The organism is Streptomyces sp. NPDC021080, assembly GCF_044333225.1.
Classification (GTDB): domain Bacteria; phylum Actinomycetota; class Actinomycetes; order Streptomycetales; family Streptomycetaceae; genus Streptomyces.
Genome location: NZ_JBIRQM010000005.1, coordinates 230573 through 251807, shown reverse-complemented (window position 1 = coordinate 251807; position 21235 = coordinate 230573). Strand labels below are relative to the sequence as shown.

Below are 21235 nucleotides of genomic sequence, written 5' to 3'. Positions count from 1 at the left end.
AGTTCAAGCTGGGGTCGTGCGTGGGGGATTCAGCGGGACGAACCGGTAGTGCGTGTATGGACCACGCGCCACCGTCCCGCGAAATTCCCCCCTGGGTCCTGCCTGTCCAGAGCCAGTCGATCGACTGGCCGGACGCGACAGGTATAGTCCACTTCCCGCCAGCGGAGCAAGATCGAATGCAGGTTTGGCCGTCGGTCTTTTCCGAGTTGAGACCTCACGGAAATATGGGGCACCCCAGGATCACCCCGGCGAAGATCCACGGACCGCGGCCTCCCGCAATGAACGCAATGCACGGTTCGTCACACGGTATTCACCCCGGATGGCGCACCCAACACCCTTGACACCACTGTCAACTTGACGCCCAAATGGTCCTTGCGCATCAAAGTGACAACGTTGTCCACGTGCAGGGAGGGTGCTCGCGCATGCAGCACAGAGCTCGGTACAGACAGAGTTCCACGCGGCGAAGGGGACGGCGTTCGCCGGCGGCTCTGGGGGTGGCGGCCCTCGCCCTGTTAGCGGCCTCCCAGGGCGTCGCGGTCGCCCTGCCCGCCCAAGCCGCCAAGCCCGACCGGGAGTTCGGCTCCTCGTTCGAAGCGGGCGATCCGGCCCCGGACTGGCTCAACACGGTGGACACCGCTCCCGACGGGACGAAGCGGTCCTCGGGCGTCGACGGCGGCTACAGCACCGGCATCCCCGGCAACGTGACCGACCATGTCACCGACGTGCGGGCCAGCGGCGAGAACACCGGTGCGGGCGAGGTCAAGGAGAACCTCGTCGACGGCGAGTCGAGCACCAAGTGGCTTACCTTCGAGCCCACCGGCTGGGCGGAGTTCGACCTGGACGCACCGGTCAAGGCGGTCACGTACGCGCTCACATCCGCAAACGACCACGACGAGCGCGACCCGAAGGACTGGACCCTCGAGGGCTCCACCGACGGCAAGGACTGGAAGACCCTCGACACCCGCTCCGGGGAATCCTTCGGCGAGCGGTTCCGGACGAAGACGTACGACATCCAGAGCCCCGTCGAGTACCAGCACTTCCGGCTCGACGTCACGAAGAACAACGGCGGCGACATCCTCCAGATCGCCGACGTCCAGTTCTCGACGGGGCAGAGCGACGACCCGACGCCCAAGGACATGCTCTCCCTCGTGGACCGGGGGCCGAGCGGCTCGCCGACCGCCAAGGCGGGCGCGGGCTTCACGGGCAAGCGGGCCCTGCGCTACGCCGGCACCCACAAGGGGGACGGCCGTGCGTACTCGTACAACAAGGTGTTCGACGTGGACGTCGCCGTCGGACGCGACACCGAACTGTCGTACCGCATCTTCCCCTCGATGGCGGACGGCGACCGGGACTACGACGCCACGAACGTGGCCGTGGACCTGGTCTTCACCGACGGCACCTCGCTGAGCGGGCTGAACGCCGTGGACAGCCACGGCTTCGCGCTGACCCCGCAGGGCCAGGGCGCCGCCAAGGTGCTGTACGTCAACCAGTGGAACAACGTGACCTCGCGGATCGGTTCCGTCGCGGCCGGGAAGACCGTCGACCGGATCCTCCTCGCCTACGACTCGCCGAAGGGCCCCGCGAAGTTCCGCGGCTGGCTCGACGACGTCTCGCTGCGCCGGGCCGCTCCGCAGAAGCCCGCGGCGCACCTGGCCGACTACGCGCTCACGACCCGCGGCACCAACTCCAGCGGCGGCTTCTCGCGCGGCAACAACTTCCCGGCGACGGCCGTGCCGCACGGCTTCAACTTCTGGACGCCGGTGACCAACGCGGGCTCGCTGAGCTGGCTTTACGACTACGCCCGCGCCAACAACGCGGACAACCTGCCCACCATCCAGGCGTTCAGCGCGAGCCACGAGCCGAGCCCCTGGATGGGGGACCGGCAGACCTTCCAGGTGATGCCGTCGGCCGCCTCCGGCACCCCGGAGACCGGCCGGGAGGCCCGCGAACTGGCCTTCCGGCACGAGAACGAGACCGCACGGCCGTACTACTACGGCGTGACGTTCGAGAACGGTCTCAAGGCGGAGATGGCCCCGACCGATCACGCCGCGGCTCTGCGCTTCACCTATCCGGGCGACGACGCGAGCGTGATCTTCGACAACGTCACCGAGCAGGCGGGCCTGACGCTGGACACCTCGGCGGGAGTCGTCACCGGCTACTCGGACGTGAAGTCCGGGCTGTCGACCGGCGCCACCCGGCTCTTCGTCTACGGCGTCTTCGACGCGCCCGTGACCGAGGGCTCCGCCAGTGGCGTCAAGGGCTACATGAGGTTCAAGCCCGGCTCTGACCACACCGTCACCCTGCGCCTGGCCACCTCGCTCATCAGCATCGACCAGGCCAAGGACAACCTGAGCCAGGAGATCCCGGACGGCACGTCGTTCGACAGCGTCAAGAAGGACGCGCGCAGGCAGTGGGACCGGCTGTTCGGCCGCATCGAGGTGCAGGGCGCCACCCCGGACCAGCTCACCACGCTGTACTCCAGCATGTACCGGCTCTACCTCTACCCGAACTCCGGCTTCGAGAAGGTCGGTTCGAAGTACCAGTACGCCTCGCCGTTCTCCCCGATGCCGGGTCCGGACACCGCGACCCACACCGGGGCGAAGATCGTCGACGGCAAGGTGTACGTCAACAACGGCTTCTGGGACACCTACCGCACCACCTGGCCGGCCTATTCGTTCCTGACGCCCCATCAGGCCGGTGAGATGGTCGACGGGTTCGTGCAGCAGTACAAGGACGGCGGCTGGACCTCGCGCTGGTCCTCGCCCGGCTACGCGGACCTGATGACCGGCACCTCCTCGGACGTGGCGTTCGCGGACGCGTACGTCAAGGGCGTCGGCTTCGACGCGAAGGCGGCGTACGAGGCGGCCCTGAAGAACGCCACCGTCGTCCCGCCGACGTCCGGCGTGGGCCGCAAGGGCATGGCCACCTCCCCCTTCCTCGGCTACACGAGCACCTCCACGGGCGAGGGCCTGTCCTGGGCCATGGAGGGCTACGTCAACGACTACGGCATCGCCGAGATGGGCAAGGCGCTCTACAGGAAGACCGGCGAGAAACGCTACAAGGAGGAGTCGGACTACTTCCTCAACCGCTCCCGGGACTACGTGAACCTCTTCGACTCCAAGGCCGGCTTCTTCCAGGGCCGCGACGCCAAGGGCGGCTGGCGGGTGGACTCCGCCAAGTACGACCCGCGCGTGTGGGGTTACGACTACACGGAGACCGACGGCTGGGGGTACGCCTTCACCGCGCCGCAGGACTCGCGCGGTCTCGCCAACCTGTACGGCGGCCGCGCCGCGCTCGCGGAGAAGCTCGACACGTACTTCTCCACCCCCGAGACGGCCTCGCCCGACACCGTCGGCTCCTACGGCGGCGTCATCCACGAGATGACCGAGGCCCGGGACGTGCGGATGGGCCAGTACGGACACTCCAACCAGGTCGCCCACCACGTGAACTACATGTACGACGCGGCCGGGCAGCCCTGGAAGGCCCAGAAGAACATCCGCGAGGTCCTCTCCCGCCTCTACACCGGCAGCGAGATCGGGCAGGGCTACCACGGCGACGAGGACAACGGCGAGCAGTCGGCCTGGTACCTCTTCTCCGCGCTCGGCTTCTACCCGCTGGTGATGGGCAGCGGCGAGTACGCCATCGGCTCCCCGCTGTTCACCAAGGCGACGGTCCACCTGGAGAACGGCAAGGACCTCGTCATCAAGGCCCCGCGCAACAGCACGAAGAACGTGTACGTGCAGGGGGTCCGGTTCAACGGCAAGCGGTGGAACTCGACCTCGCTCCCCCACTCGATGATCACCCGTGGCGGAGTGCTGGAGTTCGACATGGGCCCCGAGCCGTCCTCGTGGGGCACCGGCAAGGACGCGGCACCGGTGTCGGTCACCGAGGACGACAAGGTGCCCACCCCGCGCGCGGACACCCTCGAGGGGGACGGCGCCCTGTTCGACAACACCTCGGCCACGGACGCCACCGTCACCTCGGTGGACCTGCCGGTCGGCGGCGGCACCGAGGGAGTCCAGTACACGCTGACCTCCTCGGACCACACCAAGGCCCCGACCGGATGGACGCTGCAAGGCTCCACGGACGGGACGGCCTGGACCGACCTCGACAAGCGCTCCGGTGAGTCCTTCCCCTGGGACAGACAGACCCGGGCGTTCACGGTCGCGTCCCCGGGCTCGTACGCCCACTACCGTCTCGTCCTCGACGGCGAGTCGACCCTCGCGGAGGTGGAACTGCTGGCCTGAGCCGCACCCGACGACGAAGGGGCGGGCCCGGAGGAGACTCCGGGCCCGCCCCGCGTCCGTGTACGGAGGTTCGCGTACGCGTGCGTGTGTACGGGTCAGCTCACCGGTTCACCGGCTCACCGCGAGGGTGAAGACGTGCAGGTCCGCGTCGTCCGGGAGCTTGACGCTCCTGACCGTCTTGCCGTCCGGTGCCGTGAACGGCTTGGTGGCGAAGACGTAGGTGGCCACCGGGTCCTTGTCGGCGCCGGCGACGTTGCGGTAGGCGGTCTTCGCGACGGTCTCGTTGCCGTACTGGACGGTCCCGCCTCCACCGCCGACGGTCCAGTCGGTGAAGGACAGGTCGACGGAGTCGGTGCTGCCGTCGGTGTAGGTGACGGTCGCCGTGGTCTTCTGGTTGCCGTTCACCGCGCTGCCGATGAAGGACAACCGGCTCGCCGGGTCGCTCAGTTCGATGGTCTGCGAGGTGGCCGAGGCGTTGTCGGGGCGGCCGGACGGGGACTTCGGCCAGGTGAAGGCGAGACCGTCCACCGTTCCCCGGCCGCCCGGGGTCAGACCCGCGTCGGCGAGGGCCTGACGGGAGTAGCTCCAGCCTCCGCCGTCGTAGTCGGCCTCGGAATGATCCCCGGCGTCGTCCGAGACACCGGTGTTGTCGTAGGCGGCGAGGAGGGACCCCGGAGCCGCGACGGTCAGCGCCACCGGCTGCGTGTACGCGGTGTCGCCGGAGGTCACGGACACCTTGGCGTCGTAGAACCCCTGCTCGGCGTCGGCGGCGGCGGTGAGGACGATCCGCTGGGCGCCGTCGCTCACCGTGCCCTCCGTCGGCGTGGCCGTCACGCCCGCGGGCACGTCGACGTGGAACCGGACCTCGGGCCCGGCTCCCCCGCCGAGGGCGAGGGCGCGGATGTCGAGCGCGGTACTGCCGCCGGGCGCGAGCGTCGCGGCCGTCGGGCCCACACCGATCTGGTACGGCTGCTCACCCCTGCGGAAGGAGGGCGGCGCGGCGGCCTCGGCGCTGCCCCAGCCCTTGTCGGGTGTCGCGGACAGCGTGTAGTCGAGGGTGCCGCCGTCCCGGACGAAGGAGGCCGGCAGCCAGGGCCGGCCGCTGGTGCGGCCGTCGACCCGCAGCGACCGGACGTACGGGGTGTCCGCGGCCGCGCCCCTGGCCCGGATCTCGATGTCGGCGCCGCCCGGACGCTCGATCTCGATCCTCGGGAACAGCGGTGAGGCCAGCGTGAGTTCGGCGCGGGAGGGCACCTGGGGGTACATGCCGAGCGCGGAGAAGACGTACCAGGACGACATCTCGCCGAGGTCGTCGTTGCCGGGGATGCCCTCGGGCCGCGTCGACCACAGCTTGCTCATCGCCGCGCGGACGGTCTCCTGCGTCTTGTAGGGCGCGCCCGCGTAGTCGTACAGGTAGGGCACGTTGACCGACGGCTCGTTGTCCAGCTCGGACTTGTCGCCGCCGCTGCCGCTGAACGCCCAGCTTCCGTCCGCGTCGTGGAAGAACGTGTCGAGACGGTCGAGGGCCTTGGCGCGCCCGCCCATGGCGGCGAAGAGGCCCGCCGGGTCGTGCTGCACCATCCAGGTGTACTGGGCCGCCGTGCCCTCCACGAAACCGTTGCCGGTCGCCGGGGTGAACCCGGTGACCCAGCTGCCGTCGGCCTTGCGGTTGGCGATGTAGCCGCCGCCGGGGTCGGCCGCGACGTCGAAGTTGTTCTGCCACCACTGGGAGCGCTCGGCGAAGTCGGCGGCGGTCTTCTTCTCCCCCGCGGCCTTGGCCAGTTGGGAGATCGCGAAGTCCGCGCCGGACATCTCCAGGGTCTCGGCGGCGCCGCCCCAGGCGTTGGACACGGACGGCATGTAGTGGTGTTCGAGGTACTTGTCGAGCGAGGGGCGCTGACCGGCCGAGAGCACCGGTTTGCCCGCCGCCGAGAGGTCCGCCTCGGTCGGCACGGTCGCCGCCCTCACCAGGGAGGCGAGGGCGCCGCGCAGGTCGAAGTCCGTGCCGCCGAAGGCGCGGATGCCGGCGAGGGCGGGCGCCGACGGATCGCCGTTCATGACATGGGTGCCGCTCGCGCCGTGCAGCCAGCGGTCCCACACTCCCCCGTTCTGCCGGGCGAGTTCGAGGAGCGACTGCGCGATGTCGGAGCCGGTGTCCGGGTCGAGCAGGGTCAGCAGCTGGACCTGCGAGCGGTAGACGTCCCAGCCGGAGAAGGTGCCGTACTGCGCCTCGTGGCCCCGGCCGACCCTGTGCACCTTGTCGTCGGGGCCCCGGTATCTGCGGTCGGCGTCACTGATGACGTTCGGGTGCAGCAGGGCGTGGTAGAGCGCGGTGTAGAAGGTCGTGCGGTCGCCGTCGGTGCCGCCGCCGACGCCGATCGCGCCGAGCCGTTCGCGCCAGGCGCGGTGGGCGGCGCGCCGGACGGAGTCGAAGGAGCGGGACGGCGGGTTCTCGTCCGCCAGGTTGGCGGCGGCACCCTCCTGACTGACGTAGGAGATACCGACCTTGACGTTCACCGGGTCGGTGCCGGGTTCGAACTCCACATAGCCGCCCGCCCCCTTGCCCGCGAGGGGACGGCCTCCCTGTTTGAATCCGCCTGTGCCGCCGGTCGCCTCGGTGGCCCCCGGGCTGAGCCGGTCGTCCTGCCAGGTGCCGGTGGTCTTGAAGGCGCGGTCGAAGCGTGCGGTGAAGTACAGGGTGTAGTAGGAGCGTTGGCCTTCGGGGTCGAGGTAGCCGCAGAAGTTGCCGGAGGTGACGGAGCCCGAGACGGTCCTGGTCGCCGGGTCGATCCGTACGGTCGAATCCGTGGAGCCGACCTCGGAGTTGGCGGTGCGGATCAGCATCGAGGCGGGCTTGTCGGCGGGGAAGGTGAAGCGGCCCGAGCCGGTGCGGGCGGTCGCCGTGAGGTCGGCGGTCACTCCGGAGGCGAGCCCCACCTTGTAGTGGCCGGGTTCGGCCAGCTCGTCGGTGTGGGCGAACCCGGAGGCGTAGACGGCGTCCTTGGTGTCGGTCGCCGGGGACGAGGTGACCTCTCCGGCGTACGGGAAGAGCGGGATGTCGCCGCTGCCGCCCGCGCACCCCGTTCCGGACATGTGGGTGAGGCTGAAGCCGCGGATGCGCGTGGCGTCGTACTGGTAACCACCGGGCGCGGCCGTGCGGGTGGCGTCGCCGCGGGTGTTCTCCGGGCTCCAGGAGAGCATGCCGAAGGGCGTGACGGCGCCCGGGAAGACGTTACCGCCGTTCCGGGTGCCGATGAGCGGGTCGACGTACGCGGTGGGGTCCTTGACGAGTTCCGGCGGCCCCGACGGAGGCGCGGCGAGCGCCGGGGTGGCGCCAGCGACCGTCAGGGCGACGGCCAGCAGTAACGATGACGGACGGAAACGCATGACGCGGCCCCTCCTCCTTCGGACGGGTCGCGCACCACAGGTCGCACAAGCCGCAGGGACAGTAACGTGCGCCACGGGTACCACGGAAGACCGCCTGCGGCGCCGGGGACGCGCCCGGCGCGCACTCCGACGGAGCCACGGGGGACGGGCCGGTCGCGTGCCCGTTCCGGTCCGACGGGCGACATGCCCGGCGCTCACCCCCGAGGGGCACGGAAGGCCGAAGGGTGCGAATACCGAGGAGTGCAAAGACCGAAGGGTGTGAAGGCCGAAGGGTGCGAACGAGCCGAGGTAGGCCGCCAACGTTCTTGACATCGTTGTCCGTTGAGGCGATAGAGTTCTGCGCAGACCGTTCGACAACGTTGTCGTGCACAGCGGTCGCCACAAGCCGCACCATCCCGGGCAGGGCCTCCCCCGCCGCGTCCGGGCTCGCGGACCGGGTGGGTCCGAACCCACCCACCCGGTCCGCCCCGAGTGACGCCCGTTCAGCCGACCCGACAGGGAAGGGCCGTCGACGGATCGCCTCCCGAGCCCTGGACGACGTACCCGAACGTGGCGCTGCCGCCCGGACTCAGTGAACCGTTCCAGCCGGCGTTGTGCACCATCACGTCCTGGCCGCTGTAGGTCGCGTCGCCGTTCCACAGACTGGCGACCGACTGCCCGTCGGGCAGCGTCCAGTCGACCATCCAGCCGAGCATCGGGACCGTGCCGGTATTGGTGACCGTGACCTCGGACTGGTAACCGCCGGGCCAGCTGTTGGTGGTGCGCCGGGTCGCCGAGCACACGCCGGGCGGGGGCTCGGTCGGGTTTCCCGGATCATGGATGCCGGTCACCTCGCCGTTGCCGCCGTCGAAGACGACGTCCGAGCAGGAGTAGAAGGTCTCCGCGCTGTCCGAGCGCTGCCAGACCATGTAGATGATGTGCCGGCCGGTCTTGCCCGCCGGCAGCCTGCCGCTCCAGGAGTAGTTGGCCTCGACCGTGCCCGGGGTGCCGTTGAGCGGCGGGTGGTCGACCGTGAGGAACGGCTGGTCCTCCATGGCGTCCCAGGTGAGGGGCTTCGTGGGGTCGAAGCCGTCCTTGGTGATGTAGACGTAGAACCAACCCGGGTGCGCCGCCCAGGCGTTGTACGCGAAGTCGACGGTCGCGCCCGCGGTGAGGTGGGTCAACGGCCAGTCGGAGCGCGGCAGATCGAAGCCCGAGAAGTTCGGGTTGCCGCCGCTGCACAGCGAGCCGTCGGGGACGAAGCCGCGGGTGCGCCCGGCGCCGTCCGAGCGCAGCACCGAGAACCAGTTGTAGAACGGCGTGGTCCCACCGACCTGTTGGGCCGCCTTGCAGGCCGGGTTCACCGGTTTGATCTCACCGGTGTCGGTCAGTCCGTCCTGCCAGCACAGGAACGTGCGGCTGCCGGGCTTCATGGGGGTGCCGTGCGCCTCGGCCCGGCCGCCGGTCACGGCGATCAGGGCGAGGGCCGGGAGCACGGCCAGCAGGGCCAGGAGGACGAGGAAGGAGGACGGGCGGCGGCCGGGGAGCCGTAATCGGCGGAGTGGCGGTCGCGCTCCCGCCACCGCGCGCACCGATCTTGTTAAGTACATGACAATCCCTTCGTGGGGCGTACGGGATCGGGGCGAGGCGGGAGCGACTCCGGGGCGGGTTCCGGTCCGCCGTATGGGAGCGCTCCCACCTCACTCGGAAAGTAGCGCGCCCGGGAGCCCCTGTAAACGTCTGGCGGCGCACCGGTCTCACCGTCGGGGGCCGACCTCCCCGGGTTCCATGGATCCGGGTTCCGCGGATCCGGCCCGCGAGCGGTTCGTGAGCACCTTGGCCGGGGCGACGGTGAGCCGTTCGCACTCACCATCCGCGCTCGCCATCCGCGCTCACCGTTCGTGCTCCCCGTTCGCGCTCACCGTTCGCGCTCACCGCCGGGGAAAGACGGCGGCCTCCCCTCCGGCCCGGGGTGCGGGTGCGCGCTCACCAGGGGCCGGTTCCGTCGGGAGCCGCGGCGCGGGCACGTGCGGCAACACCGGGAGTTCGACGGTGAACTCGGTGCGGCCCGGGGCGCTCTCGGCGTGGATGCGGCCGTGGTGCGCCTGTGTGACGGCCGCGGCGACGGCGAGGCCGAGGCCCGAGCCGCCGTGTCCGGGAGAGACGCGGGAGCGGGAGACGTCGGCGCGGGTGAAGCGCTCGAAGACGCGGGGCAGCAGGGCGGGCGGGATGCCGGGGCCGTCGTCGCGGACCCGGATCGTGCAGACCGCGTCCGTGGCCTCCACCGTGGCGACGACCGTCGTACCGGCCGGTGTGTGCGCACGGGCGTTGGCCAGCAGGTGCGCCACCACCTGCCGGAGCCGGGACTCGTCGCCAGCCACCAGGACCGGGGAGTCCGGGAGCCGGTCCAGCCGCCAGCGATGGTCCTCGCCCGCGACCCGCGCGTCCCGCACGGCCTCGGCGACCAGCGCCGCCAGATCCACCGCCGCCGGCACCGGCGGGTGCCCCTCGTCGAGCCGGGCGAGCAGCAGCAGGTCCTCGACCAGGGCAGTCATGCGCGCCGACTCGGCGGACACCCGCCGCCAGGCCGCCGCCGGCTCGACGATGCCGGTGCCCCGGTTCATCAGTTCCGCGTATCCGGCGATGGACGCCAGCGGTGTACGGAGTTCATGGCTCGCGTCGGCGAGGAAGCGGCGCATGCGTTCCTCACCGGCGCGCACGCGTTCCTCCCCGCGGCGCGTCTCCTGTTCACCGCGCAGGCATCGGGCGCGGGCGGCCTCGGCGCGGTCCGCCAGAAGGCCGAGGGCGACGCCGATCCGGTCGGCCTCACCGCCTCGTCCCGCGCCGCGTCCGGGCGCCGGAGCCGAACGGGTCGCCGCTCCCCGGGGACCGGTGTCTCCTTCGGCGCCCAGGGCCGTACCGGTCGCCTCGTCGCCCGGTCCGGCACCGCGTTCAGGCACCCGAGCCCGGCCGGTCGCCACTCCCCCGGGACCGGTGTCTCCCCCGGTGTCCCGGGCCGGACCCGTCGACTCGTCCCGTTCCAGCGGGGACCGGGAGATCTCGGCGGCCATGTCCGCCACCCGTTCGAGCGGACGCAGTCGGCGCCGGAGGACGGCCGCGCAGACGCAGCCCGCGACGGTGACGGCGGAGGCCGCCGCCACCGTCTCGACCACGGCCAGACCACGCAGCGCGTCCTGCACGTCGTCCATCGGGAGGGCGGCGAGGACGGGCCGCTCGCCGCCGAGCGCGGCGACACGGTAGGTACCGAGGCCGGGGACGGTGCGGGTGCGCGGTGAGCCGTCCGTCTCGATGCCGCCGAGGGCCGAACGCTGGGCGGCGCCGAGATCGTGCGGTCCGCCGGAACGGCGCACCACCTCGGCGGCGATGACGGTCCCGGCCGCGTCGAGCCGGGCGGCGATCATGCCGACCGGCTGCCCCCGGCCGACGAAGGAGCCGAGGTCCGCCCCCGTACCGGACCCGCCGCCGAGGACACCGTCCCGGCCGCGTTCGGCGGCCTCGGCGACCCGCCGGTCCAAGTCGCCCAGGAGATAGGCGCGTTGCGCGAGGACCGTGGTGACGGCCATGGTCACGCACACCCCGAGGAGTGCGAGTCCGACGAGGACGAGGAGCCGCGTGCGCAGGGATCGCGGACGCGGGGACGGCGTGCGCGACGATCGCACGGGCGGGGACGGAGTACGCGCGGACCGCACGGGCGGGGACGGCGTGCGCGGGGACCTTCCGTGCGTCCGCGCCATGAGGGGCCGGTGCGCACCGGTCGGGCTCATCTCCCGTTCTCCGAGGACCTGTCGACGTCGGCGTACGCACGGCCGGGCGCCGTACGGCCCGCGGCGGCCGGAGCCGTACCGCGTCCGGGGCGCGGGCGCGCGACGGACGGCGAACCGGCAAGAACCGGTCCGTCGTGGACGATCGGCACACGGACAGGGACACGGACGGGGGCATGGACACGGACGGGGACGTGGCCGACAAGGAACCCAGATGCACCGGACATGGGGCAATCGTGTCCCCGCCCGCTGAGGGAATCCTGTGCTCCGCCTGAGCACCGCCGATGTCCTGGAAGGGACCGTGGGCGAACGGCGGAGGGCCGCACCCCCGGTCGGTCGGGGGTGCGGCCCTCGGCGGCCCTGGGGCCGTCTGGTGACTGCCTTACGGCTGCCTTACCGGATCGCTCAGTTGCGGATCAGGTTGCGCAGCACGTACTGCATGATGCCGCCGTTGCGGTAGTAGTCCGCCTCGCCGGGGGTGTCGATGCGGACGACCGCGTCGAACTCGACGCCGGTGTCGGTGGAGACCTTCACCGTGCGCGGGGTGGTGCCGTTGTTGAGCTCCTCGACACCGGTGAAGGAGAAGGTCTCCTCGCCGGTCAGACCGAGGGACTCGGCCGTGACGCCCTCCGGGAACTGGAGCGGCAGGACGCCCATGCCGATGAGGTTCGAGCGGTGGATGCGCTCGTACGACTCGGCGATGACGGCCTTGACGCCGAGGAGCGCGGTGCCCTTGGCGGCCCAGTCGCGGGACGAGCCGGAGCCGTACTCCTTGCCGGCCAGGATGACCAGCGGGATGCCCTGCTCGATGTAGTTGCGCGAGGCGTCGTAGATGAAGGAGACGGGGGCGCCGTCCTGCGTGAAGTCGCGGGTGTAGCCGCCCTCGGTGCCCGGCGCGATCTGGTTGCGCAGGCGGATGTTGGCGAACGTGCCGCGGATCATGACCTCGTGGTTGCCGCGGCGCGAGCCGTAGCTGTTGAAGTCACGACGCTCGACACCGTGCTCCGTGAGGTACTTGCCCCCGGGGGTGTCGGCCTTGATCGCACCGGCCGGGGAGATGTGGTCGGTGGTGACCGAGTCGCCGAGCTTGGCGAGGACGCGCGCGCCGGCGATGTCCGAGACCGGGGTGGTCTCCATCGTCATGCCCTCGAAGTAAGGGGGCTTGCGGACGTACGTCGACTGCGGGTCCCACTCGAAGGTGTTGCCCTCGGGGATCGGCAGCGCCTGCCACTGGGCGTCACCGGCGAAGACGTCCTGGTAGGACTTGCTGAACATGTCCTCGCCGATGGCGTTCGCCACGACGTCGTTGACCTCGGCCTCGGAGGGCCAGATGTCGGCCAGGTAGACCGGCTTGCCCTCGGTGTCGGTGCCGAGCGCGTCGCGGGTGATGTCCACCTTCATGGAGCCCGCGAGGGCGTAGGCGACGACCAGCGGCGGGGAGGCCAGGTAGTTCATCTTGACGTCGGGGTTGATACGGCCCTCGAAGTTCCGGTTGCCGGAGAGGACCGAGGTGACCGCGAGGTCGTGGTCGTTGACGGCCTTGGAGACCTCGTCCGGCAGCGGGCCGGAGTTGCCGATGCAGGTGGTGCAGCCGTAGCCGACCAGGTTGAAGCCGACCTTGTCGAGGTAGGGGGTGAGCCCCGCCTTGTCGAAGTAGTCGGTGACGACCTTGGAGCCCGGGGCGAGGGTGGTCTTGACCCACGGCTTGCGGGTCAGGCCCTTCTCCACGGCCTTCTTCGCGACGAGCGCGGCGGCGACCATGACGTACGGGTTCGAGGTGTTGGTGCAGGAGGTGATGGCCGCGACCGTCACCGCGCCGTGGTCGATCTCGTAGGTCGAGCCGTCGGGGGCCGTGACCGTGACCGGGTTGGACGGGACGCCGTTGGCGGCCGCCGGGGAGTCGGAGGCCGGGAAGGACTCCTTGCCCGCCTCGTCGTCGTCGGCGACGTAGTTGCGCACGTCGCTCTTGAACTGCTCGGCGGCGTTCGCGAGGACGATGCGGTCCTGCGGGCGCTTCGGGCCGGCGATCGAGGGGACGACCGTGGAGAGGTCGAGCTCCAGCTTCTCGGAGAAGTCGGGCTCGGCGGCCGGGTCGAGCCAGAGGCCCTGCTCCTTGGCGTACGCCTCGACGAGCGCGAGCTGCTGCTCGGAGCGGCCGGTGAGCTTGAGGTACTTGATGGTCTCGCCGTCGATCGGGAAGATCGCGGCGGTGGAACCGAACTCCGGCGACATGTTGCCGATGGTGGCGCGGTTGGCCAGGGAGGTGGCGGCCACACCCTCGCCGTAGAACTCGACGAACTTGCCGACGACGCCGTGCTTGCGCAGCATCTCGGTGATGGTCAGCACGAGGTCGGTGGCGGTCGTGCCCGGGGTGAGCTCGCCGGTCAGCTTGAAGCCGACGACACGCGGGATCAGCATGGAGACCGGCTGGCCGAGCATCGCGGCCTCGGCCTCGATGCCGCCGACGCCCCAGCCCAGCACACCGAGGCCGTTGACCATGGTGGTGTGCGAGTCGGTGCCGACCAGCGTGTCGGGGTACGCCTGGCCGCCTCGGACCATGACCGTGCGCGCCAGGTGCTCGATGTTCACCTGGTGGACGATGCCGGTGCCCGGGGGGACGACCTTGAAGTCGTCGAAGGCGGTCTGGCCCCAGCGCAGGAACTGGTAGCGCTCCTTGTTGCGGCCGTACTCCAGCTCGACGTTCTGGCCGAAGGCTTCCTTCGTGCCGAACTTGTCGGCGATGACGGAGTGGTCGATGACCAGCTCGGCCGGGGAGAGCGGGTTGACCTTGGCCGGGTCGCCGCCGAGCTCCTTGACGGCCTCACGCATGGTGGCGAGGTCGACGACACAGGGCACGCCGGTGAAGTCCTGCATGATCACGCGGGCGGGCGTGAACTGGATCTCCTGGCTGGGCTGGGCCTGCGAGTCCCAGCCGCCGAGCGCCCGGATGTGGTCGGCGGTGATGTTCGCGCCGTCCTCCGTGCGGAGCAGGTTCTCCAGCAGCACCTTCAGGCTGTACGGAAGGCGAGCCGAGCCTTCCACCTTGTCCAGCCGGAAGATCTCGTACGACTCGTCGCCCACCTGCAGCGTGCTGCGGGCGTCGAAGCTGTTCGCCGACACGACAGTCTCCTTCATTGATGTGCGCGTTCCCACCGCATCCTGCCGCCACGGCTTCATGACCGATCCGCTAAGGTAAGGCTTAGTTAGGTAACCCTTACCGGCGGGCGGCTGCGGTACGCCTCGGCAGATATCTCGATGTCGAGATAACTCTAGTGCATGGGGGCGGACAGGTCATGTCCGCACGCCCGCATGTCCGGGCCGTTCCACATGTCCCGCCACGGGAGGAATGCCCGCATCGTCCGGCACCACCCGGCCATGGCGGCGCATCCGCAGCCCGCCACCGACGAGCCGCCACGGGCCGGGACGCACTCCCGGACGGCCACGGCACCCCCTTCCGCCGGAAGTTGACGCGCCGAAGCCACGGACAGGCACACCAGGGCCGTTCCGGGGTACCCGGTGTGCGCCGGGAACGTCCCGGGCGACCTACGCAGGGGGCAGCATGCCGCTCACCTTCCGCAAGAGCTTCCGCATCCTTCCCGGGGTGCGGCTCAACATCAACCGCAAGTCGTGGTCCATCACCACGGGCGGACACCACGGGCCGAAGCACACGCACAGCAGCACCGGGCGCAGGACGACGTCGATGGACCTGCCGGGGCCGTTCGGCTGGCGCAAGACCACACGCAAGGCAAAATGAGCTAATAGCGACAAAGAGGCTGCCACGGACGAACCGTCACGGAAGCCTCCCCTCCCGGCACTCGGCGGCGGCGACGCGGGCCCACCGGACCTTCCGGCACGCCCCGGACGCCGCCGCCACGCCGGTCCGGGACACCCGAACTGCCCCTCGAACACCACCTGGTGGCCCCCGTCACACGGAAGGTCGCGCTCCATTTTTCTTTATCTCACATCCGATATACGGTCGCGCCATGGCAGACGACTACCTCGTACGTATCGGCAAGCTCATCCGTGACGCCCGGCAACACCGGGGCTGGACACAGTCGCAGCTCGCCGAGGCGCTCGGCACCAGTCAGAGCGCCGTCAATCGCATCGAGCGCGGCAACCAGAACATCAGCCTTGAGATGATCGCCCGGATCGGTGAGGCGCTGGACAGCGAGATCGTCTCGCTCGGGTATGCGGGTCCGATGCATCTGCGCGTCGTCGGCGGGCGTCGTCTGTCCGGCTCGATCGACGTCAAGACCAGCAAGAACGCCTGTGTCGCCCTGCTGTGCGCCACGCTCCTGAACAAGGGGCGCACGGTGCTGCGCCGGGTGGCGCGGATCGAAGAGGTCTACCGCCTGCTGGAGGTCCTCAACTCGATCGGCGTCCGCACCCGCTGGATCAACGACGGCGTCGACCTCGAGATCGTGCCGCCGAGCGAGCTGGACATGGAGTCGATCGACCACGAGGCGGCCATCCGCACGCGGTCCATCATCATGTTCCTCGGCCCGCTCCTGCACCGCCTGGAGGCCTTCAAGCTGCCCTACGCGGGCGGTTGCGACCTCGGCACCCGCACCATCGAGCCGCACATGATCGCGCTGCGCCGGTTCGGCCTCGACATCGCCGCGACCGAGGGGCTGTACCACGCCCGCGTCGACCGGTCCGTCACCCCCGGACGTCCGATCGTGCTGACCGAGCGCGGGGACACGGTCACCGAGAACGCGCTGCTCGCCGCCGCCCGCCACGACGGCGTCACGGTCATCCGCAACGCCTCCTCCAACTACATGGTCCAGGACCTGTGCTTCTTCCTGGAGGCCCTGGGCGTACGGGTGGAGGGCATCGGCACCACGACGCTCACCGTGCACGGCGTGCCGAACATCGACGTCGACGTGGACTACTCGCCCTCGGAGGACCCGGTCGAGGCGATGAGCCTGCTCGCCGCCGCCGTGGTCACCGAGTCGGAGCTGACGGTCCGCCGGGTGCCGATCGAGTTCCTGGAGATCGAGCTCGCGGTCCTGGAGGAGATGGGCCTCGACCACGACCGCACGCCCGAGTACTTCGCGGACAACGGCCGTACGCGGCTGATCGACCTCACCGTGCGGCCCTCCAAGCTGGAGGCGCCCATCGACAAGATCCACCCCATGCCGTTCCCGGGCCTGAACATCGACAACGTCCCGTTCTTCGCGGCCATCGCGGCCACCGCGCAGGGCCAGACGCTGATCCACGACTGGGTCTACGACAACCGGGCGATCTACCTGACGGACCTGAACCGCCTCGGCGGCCGGCTCCAGCTGCTCGACCCGCACCGGGTGCTCGTCGAGGGCCCGACCCGCTGGCGCGCCGCCGAGATGATGTGCCCGCCCGCCCTGCGGCCCGCGGTGGTCGTGCTGCTCGCGATGATGGCGGCCGACGGCACCTCGGTCCTGCGGAACGTGTACGTCATCAACCGCGGTTACGAGGACCTCGCCGAGCGCCTGAACTCGATCGGCGCCCAGATCGAGATCTTCCGGGACATCTGAAGTTCTTCAGAAACAACGCCGCTAAACCCCTCCTGAACTGTGCGTATGTGAGCCAGGAGGGGTTCGGCTTCGCCTGTGGGATTTCTCAGGGACTTTTGGACCGAGGCCGAGAGACTGTCGGCCTCAGGGCTGGGGAACGGATTGCCCGGCACTCCACGTGATGCGTCGCCGGAAAACGTCGGCCTGGGCGAGTCATAAGAAAGCACAGTTCAAGGCAGGTGTCGGTTCATTGCCCCGCTGTCACGCCCAGACACCCTGCACGAGCCCGTCCCGCTCACTGCAGACGCAAGCTTGCGCATCATGCCCCTTGCCGCTCCCCCGCCGTCATAATGGAGGCATGTCCTCCAGCCCACAGCGCCCCGCACCCGCTCCGAGCGACCTCTCGGGCGAGGTCGCCGAGGATCTCGCGTTGTACCGGGAGAAGTTCCGGCGGCGTCTGCCGGAGTCGCTGGACCAGTTGCACGGCCCGAACCAAGGGCTCGTGGAGCTGCCGCTGCACATGGCCTGGTCGGGGATGACCTCGTACGACATGAGCAAGCCTCGTCAACGCATGGGCCTTTACCGCACTGTCCTGCACGAGGGCCTGCGCGACGATCTGCCCCGATTCCTCAACCAGGATCTTCTCCTCCAGATGTGGCCAGTGCTGCGCACACTCGTCGGTCGCACCGTGCGCTCCGTGTGGGAAGACGCCTTCCCCCAGCTCTCCTCCCGCACCCGGGCAGCCGCGTGACGGACATGCCGGAGCTGCACACGCGGCTCCTGGCTGATGTGATCGCGCTCGGCTCCCCGTATCCCTTGGTTCTCACCGGCGGGTATGCCGTGCGGGCACACCGCCTCGTGAACCGCCCCAGCCAGGACCTCGACGTCGCCACCGAGAACCCTGCGCCCATGGCCGACATCGCCGCCACGCTCCGCGCCGGCTTGGAAGCCCGCGGTTGGAGGGTGCACGCGCTGGAGACCGCTCCGCTGTCCGCCCGCTTCACCGTGACTGACCCTGCCACCGGGCAGGACTGCGAAGTCGACATCCTCAAGGAAATCTTCTGGCGGCCAGTCGCCCAGAGCCCGTACGGGCCCGTTCTCGCGGAGGAGGACGTGATCGGGACCAAGGTCCGCGCCCTCGCCGACCGCGGAGCACCCCGCGACCTGATCGACGTGTTCGCAGCCTCACGCCGCTGGACCAATGCCGAGCTCGAGGAGTTCGGCCGCCGCCACGCCCGCGGCCGCTTCGAGCGCGAGGATCTGCAGTCGAACCTCACAGGCGCCGAGTGGACCGACGACGAAGCCTTCGCCGCCTACGGGCTCGGTGACGCCACCATCACCGCTCTGCGCTCCTGGGCCGTGGAGTGGGCCGACGACCTGGCGGCCCGCCTCCTCGAAGAGTCCGATGATCCGGACATCGACTGATCACGTCCGGATGAGATCTGATCTGCAAGCGATCAGATCAAGAGCCGAGAAGCGAGCAGGTGGGACGCAGGAGGTTACGGGCTTGTCCCGCGCCGAGCACGCCGGACAGACCCTGAGAAGATCAGTCGGAGGTCTGAGTGCCCCCGCTGCGGCGCACCAGCATCGAGTTGCGCCGCCGCACGAACGGCCTCTGTTTCTGATGCTGTTACGACACGGTCTGCAAGATGGAGCCGAACGGCCGGAGCAGTGCCCGGAACCAGGACATCAGGGTGGGCGGGGGCAGAGGCTGAGGGCGGCACGTCTCAGCCTCCGCCCGGACATCGGCCCGCAAGCGGGTGGCCCAAGCAGCCGACTACAGGTGAAGTCCGACGTGGTTCACGATGAAACGCTTCCCATCGGAGTCGAGGGCGAAGTAGATCCGTCCGACCTCATTGGGCGACACCGCGTCCCGGACCTTGATGTGCGACAGTCCGTCGCAGCGCTTCCCATCGAACGTAAAGTAGCGCTTGTCCTTGTCCTTGCTCAGCTTCTCGTCGCTGGGCGCGTACTTCAGTCCGTGGTTGTCGTAGAACCACTGGGTCAGTCTGGGTATGTTGCCAGGGTTGGCGTACAGGTCCATCGCGGCCTGTGCAAGGGCGATCAGCTGGTCGGTCATCTCCTGGGGGTACGGATAGCGGGAGTCCTTCCAGGCGCGCCCCGCTCTTGTCGTGAACACGATGTGCTCCTCCGACGCCTTGGTGAGAGCCTTGAAAGTGGACACGGCGTCCGCTCCCAGGGCGGGGATCTCGTTCCACGCGTCGAGTACGGCTGTCTGTCCGTTCCCGCTCTTCGACAGGTCAAGGTACTGGCTCTTCCAGTAGTCCCGGTCCTGGCGCAGCGCCTCGGTGGTGGCGGCATCGTCTCGCGCCTTGTCGCGTTCCTCCATGCAGCTTTGCGCCATGTCCTCCCAGGATCTGGCGTCCTCTTCAAGCTGTCGTACGCGCTTTTGCAGAGCTTCGAGTTCGGCGGTGGTGTCGCCAGCGACCTGGGCACGCGACAGCTGCTCGGCAGCCCTGCGCGCGCCCGCACGGTACGACGCCTGCCGTGCCCGCTCCCACGCCGTGTCACTGCCGCGAGCAATGACCGAGAGATGGGCGAGCGACGGCATCAGCCGCCGTTCCACGAAGAACGCCTCGGAAACCTCCTCACGCGAGTAGGCAGGATGCTCCAGGCCGAGGTCGGGCCAGACCAGCCGGGCGCCCCCGCTGGGTACAGCCACCTGCTCGTGAGCCCGGCGGACGGCCTGTGCGGTCACATAGTTCAAAGTCACCACCTGAGCCAGCCCGGCGAGTTGACCCGAGGCATCGGCCGCTGCGCTCCACCCCGCCTGGTCCCTGGGGTGTACCAGAAGAATGGGGAGGCGTGTGCGCAGTGCCAGGGAGTCGAGGAGTACGGCCGCATGGCCCTCCTCACGGATCCTCTCGTAGCGCCCCGTGGCGAGCTGGTTCAGCACCCGCACTTCAAGTTTCCGGTCGCCGAGCACCGCTCGCAGCAGGTTGGGGCGCTTGAGAGGAGGGTCCTGCACCGGCGCGATCCACCCGTCGGGGATCTCCCGGCCCATGACGATTCTGAGCCCGCCACCGTCTTCCGCCGATTGGGAGACGGTGACCCGGGTGACGAACTGGGCCGGACCTGCGGACAATGGCTGGTGGATGGTCATGCGCAGGGCGCGGGTGAGGTCGTCGCCGGCCATTGTCCAGCTCACCGTGCGATCGCCGTGGCCGGGACTCTTTCCAACGAGCACCGCCTGGCCGTCCTGGTCGAATTCGGTCACCGACGGTGCCGGTATCCGTCCGCCGTGACTGAGCCAGTCCGCAAGATGGCCACGTAGGCGCTCATATACATGGCCCGGCTGCTCCTGGGCAGACCGGATGTCGAAACTGACGGCATACAACGCCTGCACGGCGGCTCCCCTCACCCCAGACACCCTGCACAACGGACCGGCTACCCCTAGAACACGGTCAGGGCTCCACTTGAAGGAACACCGTAATACCGCCACGCTGAAGTCCGTAATGTCCTACGCAGGGGGCATCGGCGCCAACTGTCAGGGCAGCCGGAGGCCATACATTCCGGTCCCTGAGCAGGAAAGTGGCCTGTCTGAGCGGGGGCGTAACCGCTCCTGGAAGTGCCCTTCGCTCAGCGAGCCTGTCGGCGCTGCGCATTCCGCGCCGTCTGCGGCGCCTCCTCCTCACTCAGCGTGGCGAGCACGAGGCTGCAACACAACGCAGCTTCGAATCCGCCGCCTCCATACCCCATGGTCCCCGCAACCAGCCCTTCGAATTGGCTCACCAACTCCTGTCGGACCTCGTCCTGGCCGGACCCCGACCGCCGCAGCGTGAGTTCTAGCTTCGGGAAATCTCGACGTGCCCATCTTGGAAGATCCGCGTCACGGACACCCGATCACCGCGCACTCGCGTCCAGTCGTGGCCAAGGTGCTCACGGTATCGGCAACAATTCGCACGTCGGTGCCGCGGCTCAGCCGCTTTCAGATCCCGGCGTGCAGGTGGGCTGCCCAGAGATAGGGGGACCTTGGAACGGTTCAGCCGATGCTCAGCGAGAGCTATGCGTAGGCAGCGGTACACCAGACCCCGCGCCACGCTGCCACCGACGGCGTACCGCATCGCACAAATTCGCCTTCGTAACGCGACATGCTGAAGCAGCTGTCACGCCAGCGCTTGAGAGAAACCTGGGAGAAGATCTCCTCTCAGAGCCCCCGCGACACCACCCGGCCTCCGCACGGAACCGAGAGAGGGGCCATCAGCTCTGGGATCCACCTGGGACTTTCCTGGGACTTCCGGCCGCATCAACGGGCATCACCGTGAAACAACCGAAAGGTCATCTGCCCAGGTCAGCGCTCGGCATCCGTCCATCGTGGCAGGTCGCA

Annotated in this window: 10 protein-coding genes; 5 read left to right on the top strand and 5 right to left on the bottom strand. The window is 69.5% G+C overall.

Going from position 1 to position 21235, the window contains the following annotated elements:
- Window positions 1–422 precede the first annotated feature (422 nt).
- A complete protein-coding gene (locus ACH4S8_RS14350) occupies window positions 423–4247 on the top strand; it encodes a GH92 family glycosyl hydrolase (protein WP_398393557.1) in 3825 nt (1274 codons plus the stop codon).
- A gap of 108 nt (window positions 4248–4355) precedes the next feature.
- Here ACH4S8_RS14350 and ACH4S8_RS14345 read toward each other — a convergent pair whose 3' ends face one another.
- The 4 genes from ACH4S8_RS14345 to acnA form a co-directional block, all read right to left on the bottom strand.
- Entirely contained in the window at window positions 4356–7634 is a 3279-nt protein-coding gene (locus ACH4S8_RS14345) for a GH92 family glycosyl hydrolase (protein WP_398393555.1), read from the bottom strand.
- A gap of 482 nt (window positions 7635–8116) precedes the next feature.
- The gene (locus ACH4S8_RS14340) at window positions 8117–9223 is read right to left on the bottom strand and encodes a lytic polysaccharide monooxygenase (RefSeq protein WP_398393553.1); all 1107 of its coding nucleotides are present in this window, start codon (window positions 9221–9223) and stop codon (window positions 8117–8119) included.
- A 321-nt stretch (window positions 9224–9544) separates the two neighbouring features.
- Window positions 9545–11197, bottom strand: coding sequence for a sensor histidine kinase (locus tag ACH4S8_RS14335; protein ID WP_398393551.1), 1653 nt, complete (start codon window positions 11195–11197; stop codon window positions 9545–9547).
- A 603-nt stretch (window positions 11198–11800) separates the two neighbouring features.
- A complete protein-coding gene (gene acnA, locus ACH4S8_RS14330) occupies window positions 11801–14515 on the bottom strand; it encodes an aconitate hydratase AcnA (RefSeq protein WP_398393549.1) in 2715 nt (904 codons plus the stop codon).
- Window positions 14516–14954: 439 nt separating this feature from the next.
- On the opposite strand from acnA, the gene ACH4S8_RS14325 reads away from it, so the two are divergent.
- The 4 genes from ACH4S8_RS14325 (at window position 14955) to ACH4S8_RS14310 (ending at window position 18312) form a co-directional block, all read left to right on the top strand.
- Window positions 14955–15149: a DUF4236 domain-containing protein gene (locus ACH4S8_RS14325; RefSeq protein WP_103548131.1), complete on the top strand. Its 195-nt coding sequence runs from the start codon at window positions 14955–14957 to the stop codon at window positions 15147–15149.
- Between the two features lie 229 nt (window positions 15150–15378).
- Entirely contained in the window at window positions 15379–16908 is a 1530-nt protein-coding gene (locus tag ACH4S8_RS14320; protein WP_398393546.1) for a helix-turn-helix domain-containing protein, read from the top strand.
- Window positions 16909–17245: 337 nt separating this feature from the next.
- Entirely contained in the window at window positions 17246–17638 is a 393-nt protein-coding gene (locus tag ACH4S8_RS14315; protein ID WP_398393544.1) for a hypothetical protein, read from the top strand.
- 5 nt (window positions 17639–17643) lie between these two features.
- Entirely contained in the window at window positions 17644–18312 is a 669-nt protein-coding gene (locus ACH4S8_RS14310; protein WP_398393542.1) for a nucleotidyl transferase AbiEii/AbiGii toxin family protein, read from the top strand.
- A 352-nt stretch (window positions 18313–18664) separates the two neighbouring features.
- On the opposite strand, the gene ACH4S8_RS14305 is transcribed toward ACH4S8_RS14310, so the two are convergent.
- Entirely contained in the window at window positions 18665–20254 is a 1590-nt protein-coding gene (locus ACH4S8_RS14305; RefSeq protein WP_398393540.1) for a hypothetical protein, read from the bottom strand.
- Window positions 20255–21235: the final 981 nt, after the last annotated feature.

Excerpts from the sequence above, each read along its gene's own strand:
- ACH4S8_RS14350 (WP_398393557.1), top strand. The coding sequence starts at position 423 with ATGCAGCACAGAGCTCGGTACAGACAGAGTTCCACGCGGCGAAGGGGA.
- ACH4S8_RS14345 (WP_398393555.1), bottom strand. The coding sequence starts at position 7,634 with ATGCGTTTCCGTCCGTCATCGTTACTGCTGGCCGTCGCCCTGACGGTC.
- ACH4S8_RS14340 (WP_398393553.1), bottom strand. The coding sequence starts at position 9,223 with ATGTACTTAACAAGATCGGTGCGCGCGGTGGCGGGAGCGCGACCGCCA.
- ACH4S8_RS14335 (WP_398393551.1), bottom strand. The coding sequence starts at position 11,197 with ATGGCCGTCACCACGGTCCTCGCGCAACGCGCCTATCTCCTGGGCGAC.
- ACH4S8_RS14325 (WP_103548131.1), top strand. The coding sequence starts at position 14,955 with ATGCCGCTCACCTTCCGCAAGAGCTTCCGCATCCTTCCCGGGGTGCGG.
- ACH4S8_RS14320 (WP_398393546.1), top strand. The coding sequence starts at position 15,379 with ATGGCAGACGACTACCTCGTACGTATCGGCAAGCTCATCCGTGACGCC.
- ACH4S8_RS14315 (WP_398393544.1), top strand. The coding sequence starts at position 17,246 with ATGTCCTCCAGCCCACAGCGCCCCGCACCCGCTCCGAGCGACCTCTCG.
- ACH4S8_RS14310 (WP_398393542.1), top strand. The coding sequence starts at position 17,644 with ATGCCGGAGCTGCACACGCGGCTCCTGGCTGATGTGATCGCGCTCGGC.